This window comes from Plasticicumulans sp., assembly GCF_035331805.1.
Classification (GTDB): domain Bacteria; phylum Pseudomonadota; class Gammaproteobacteria; order Competibacterales; family Competibacteraceae; genus Plasticicumulans.
In genome coordinates, this window is record NZ_DAOLKE010000328.1 from 1 (window position 1) to 3,858 (window position 3,858).

Annotated in this window: 3 protein-coding genes; 1 reads left to right on the forward strand and 2 read right to left on the reverse strand. The window is 70.4% G+C overall.

Annotated features, from left to right (window positions below; all coding sequences use genetic code 11):
* Positions 1–148: 148 nt before the first annotated feature.
* Together PKE44_RS16235 and PKE44_RS16240 are read right to left on the reverse strand one after the other, a co-directional pair.
* Positions 149–823, reverse strand: coding sequence for an HAD-IA family hydrolase (locus PKE44_RS16235; RefSeq protein ID WP_324553246.1), 675 nt, complete (start codon positions 821–823; stop codon positions 149–151).
* Between the two features lie 31 nt (positions 824–854).
* Positions 855–1,805 (reverse strand): RluA family pseudouridine synthase, encoded by a 951-nt coding sequence (locus tag PKE44_RS16240; RefSeq protein ID WP_324553248.1) that lies wholly within the window; start codon positions 1,803–1,805, stop codon positions 855–857.
* A 419-nt stretch (positions 1,806–2,224) separates the two neighbouring features.
* On the opposite strand from PKE44_RS16240, the gene rne reads away from it, so the two are divergent.
* The coding region (rne, locus tag PKE44_RS16245) for a ribonuclease E (RefSeq protein ID WP_324553250.1) at positions 2,225–3,858 on the forward strand (1,634 nt) is incomplete at its 3' end.

The window sequence follows — 3,858 nt, forward strand, 5'->3', positions numbered from 1 at the left end:
CTCGCGCGCGCTGTCGGCGAGCACTGCGAGCGCGCTGGCCTCGACCGGCGCCGGCGCGGCGGTGCCCGGGGCCGGCGGCGGCGATGCGGGTTCCTTCCACGGGTCCGGCGGCGGCTGGTCGCTCATGCGGGTGGCTCCATACAGGGGTTCAGGCGGCCGCCGCCGGCAGCGAGGCGAGCAGCGCCGGCAGATCGGCGATGTCGTCGAGGCAGGCGAGCGGCGCATGCCGCAGCAGCAGTTCGGGGGCGTGGCAGCCCCAGGTCGCGCCGATGCCCGCCATGCCGGCGGCGCGTGCCATCGCCAGATCGAATTCGGTGTCGCCGATCATCAGCGCGCGCGCGGCCGGCACGCCGGTCTCGGCGAGCAGTTCGTGCAGCATGCGCGGATCGGGTTTCGACGCGGTTTCATCGGCGCAGCGGCTCGCCTCGAACAGCCGCCCGAGGCCGGTGTCGCGATAGGCGCGTTCGAGGCCGGCGCGGCTCTTGCCGGTGGCGACCGCCAGCCGGTAGCCGTCGGCGCAAAGCGCTTCGAGCACCCCGGTCGCGCCGGCGAACAGCTGCATGCCGGCCGGATCGCGGCTCAGGAATTCGTGCTTGTAGGCCTCGGCGAGCCGCAGGTGCTCGTCGTCGCCGGCGAGCGGATACAGCATCGCGCAGGCCTCGATCAGGCCGAGGCCGATCACGTGCCGGTAGGCAGCGTCCGTCAGCACCGGCAGCTGGAGTGTCAGGCTCGCGGCGCGCAGGCAGGCGACGATCCGGTACTCGGAATCCATCAGCGTGCCGTCCCAGTCGAACACGAGCAGGTCGAAGGCGCGATCGGGCATCGTCGGGCGACTCCGGGCAGGGCAGGGGGGCTCAGCCGCGCGCGGCGAGGGTGTCGAGCACGCGCGCGAGTTCCGGGCAGAGCGGCGCTTCCAGCGTCAGCGGGCGCCCGCCGAGCGGCAGGCTCAGCAGCTGCGCGTGCAGGAACAGGCGCCGCAGGCCGAGGGCGGCCAGCGTGCGGTTGAAGGCCGGATCGCCGTACTTGTCGTCACCGGCGAGCGGATGGCCGAGGTGCGCGGCATGCACGCGGATCTGGTGCGTGCGGCCGGTCTCGATCGTGACCTCGACCAGCGTGCAGTCGGCGTGCCGGCGCAGCGGCCGGAAGCGGCTCAGCGCCGGCTTGCCGTCGGGCGCGACCTCGACCATGCGCTCGCCGCCGCGGATCATGCCCTTGCGCAGCGGCGCATCGACGACGTGCTCGCCGCCGCGCCAGGCACCGCGCACCAGCGCCAGATAGCGCTTGTCGGTGCTGCGGGTGTTCAGCGCGTCGTGGATCGCGCGCAGGGTTTCCGGCGTCTTGGCGAGCACCAGCACGCCGCTGGTGTCGCGATCGAGGCGGTGCGCGAGTTCGAGGAACACCTCGGGGCGCAGCACGCGCAGGCCCTCGATGACGCCGGCGTCGATGCCGCTGCCGGCATGCACGGCAATGCCCGAGGGCTTGTCGAGCACCAGCAGCCGGGCATCCTCGTACAGGATCGCGGCTTCGAGCCGTTCGAGCAGGCCGCGCGCGGGCATGGCCGGCGCATCGTCTTCGGCGGCGACGCGGATCGGCGGCAGCCGCACGCTGTCACCGGCCGCGACGCGGTGCTCGGGGCGCGCGCGACCCTTGTTCACGCGCACCTCGCCGGTTCGCAGGATGCGGTAGACGAGGCTCTTCGGAACGCCCTTGAGCGTACGGATCAGGAAGTTGTCGATGCGCTGGCCGTCGCATTCGGCGGGAACCTCGACGAAGCGCACGGCCGGGGGCGGAGAAGACTGGCTCATGGCCGCATGATAACCGCAGAAGCCCCGTGCAGGCTCATTTGTGCGGCGGCGCGAGGCACTGTTATATTCCGGATCGTTGTCGCCGGCCGGCAGCCGATTTCATCCATCGGTCCGGTGGTCGCGAAACACTCGATAAGTTTTCGGTACACGCCCGGAATCCTGCGCTTCGCTGCATGCCTGAAGGCGCAACCGGGCGGGTATCCAAGGGGTTTTTCCATCGCTCGACCCTGCCTTAATTTCCAGAGCGATGCCATTCGCGCTCCCGCGCCCACTGCCGCGACGGCGCGGCGACGAGGTCCCGGGCAGCACCGGCCGTGAGTACCCCGGCTGGCCGGCGCCCGGCCTGTCTGCCGTGCCTTTCCCCGTAGTAGCGGCGACAACGCCGTGGGCTTCCGGTCCGAGCGCCGGAGACGTCTTGCATGAAGAGAATGCTGATCAACGCCACTCAGCAGGAAGAGTTGCGCGTTGCGCTGGTCGATGGCCAGAAGCTCTACGACCTCGACATCGAAACCCCCTCCCGCGAGCAGAAGAAGTCCAACGTCTACAAGGGGCGGATCACGCGCATCGAGCCTTCGCTCGAAGCCGCCTTCATCGACTACGGCGCCGAGCGCCACGGCTTCCTGCCGTTCAAGGAGATCGCCCGCGGCTACTTCCAGGAGTCGGTGCGCGGCGAAGGCTCCCGGCCGTCGATCAAGGAGGCGCTGCGCGAGGGCCAGGAGGTCGTCGTCCAGGTCGAGAAGGAGGAGCGCGGCAACAAGGGTGCGGCGCTGACCACCTACATCTCGCTCGCCGGGCGCTACCTCGTGCTGATGCCGAACAACCCGCGTGCCGGCGGCGTGTCGCGGCGCATCGAGGGGGAGGATCGCCAGGAGATCCGCGAGGCGATGGCGGCGCTGAACGTGCCCGACGGCATGGGCCTGATCGTGCGCACCGCCGGCGTCGGCCGCTCGACCGAGGAGCTGCAGTGGGACCTCGACTACCTGCTGAACCTCTGGCGCGCGATCGAGGATGCCTCGCAGCAGAAGAAGGCGCCGTTCCTGATCTATCAGGAGAGCAACATCATCATCCGCGCGCTGCGTGACCTGCTGCGCGCCGACATCGGCGAGATCCTCGTCGATCACCCGCAGACGCACGAGCAGGCGCGCGAGTTCACGCAGCAGGTGATGCCGGGCAGCACCGCGAAGCTGAAGCTGTACCAGGACGCGACGCCGCTGTTCACGCGCTTCCAGATCGAATCGCAGATCGAAACCGCCTACCAGCGCGAGGTCAGCCTGCCCTCGGGCGGCGCGATCGTCATCGACTACACCGAGGCGCTGGTGTCGATCGACATCAACTCGGCACGCGCCACCAAGGGCGCCGACATCGAGGAAACCGCGCTCAACACCAACCTCGAAGCCGCCGACGAGATCGCCCGCCAGCTGCGCCTGCGCGACCTCGGCGGCCTCGTGGTCATCGACTTCATCGACATGACCGTGCCGCGCAACCAGCGCGAGGTCGAGAACCGCCTGAAGGACGCGCTGAAGATGGATCGCGCGCGCGTGCAGGTCGGACGCATCTCGCGCTTCGGGCTGCTGGAGATGTCGCGCCAGCGCCTGCGCCCGTCGCTCGACGAGGCCACGCACGTGCTCTGCCCGCGCTGCAAGGGCCACGGCACGATCCGCGGCACCGAGTCGCTGGCGCTGTCGGTGCTGCGGCTGATCGAGGAAGAGGCGATGAAGGACAAGACCGGCAAGGTCATCGCGCAACTGCCGGTGCCGGTCGCAACCTTCCTGCTCAACGAGAAGCGCGCCGCACTCGCCATGCTCGAGGAGCGGCTCGGCGTGCGCATCGCGCTGGTGCCGAACGAGACCCTGGACACGCCGCACTTCTCGATCGAGCGCGTGCGCGTCGATGACCTCGCCGCCGGCCGCGCCAGTGGTCCGAGCTACACGCTCGCCGTGCGTCAGGAGGAGCCCGACCTGTCGCTGGCCGCGCAGCAGGTCGCAAAGCTCGCCGCCGAGGAAGCCGCGGTGCGCGCGATCGCCCCGGCCACGCCGGCGCCGGTCACGCCGGC

Excerpts from the sequence above, each read along its gene's own strand:
- PKE44_RS16235 (WP_324553246.1), bottom strand. The coding sequence starts at position 823 with ATGCCCGATCGCGCCTTCGACCTGCTCGTGTTCGACTGGGACGGCACG.
- PKE44_RS16240 (WP_324553248.1), bottom strand. The coding sequence starts at position 1,805 with ATGAGCCAGTCTTCTCCGCCCCCGGCCGTGCGCTTCGTCGAGGTTCCC.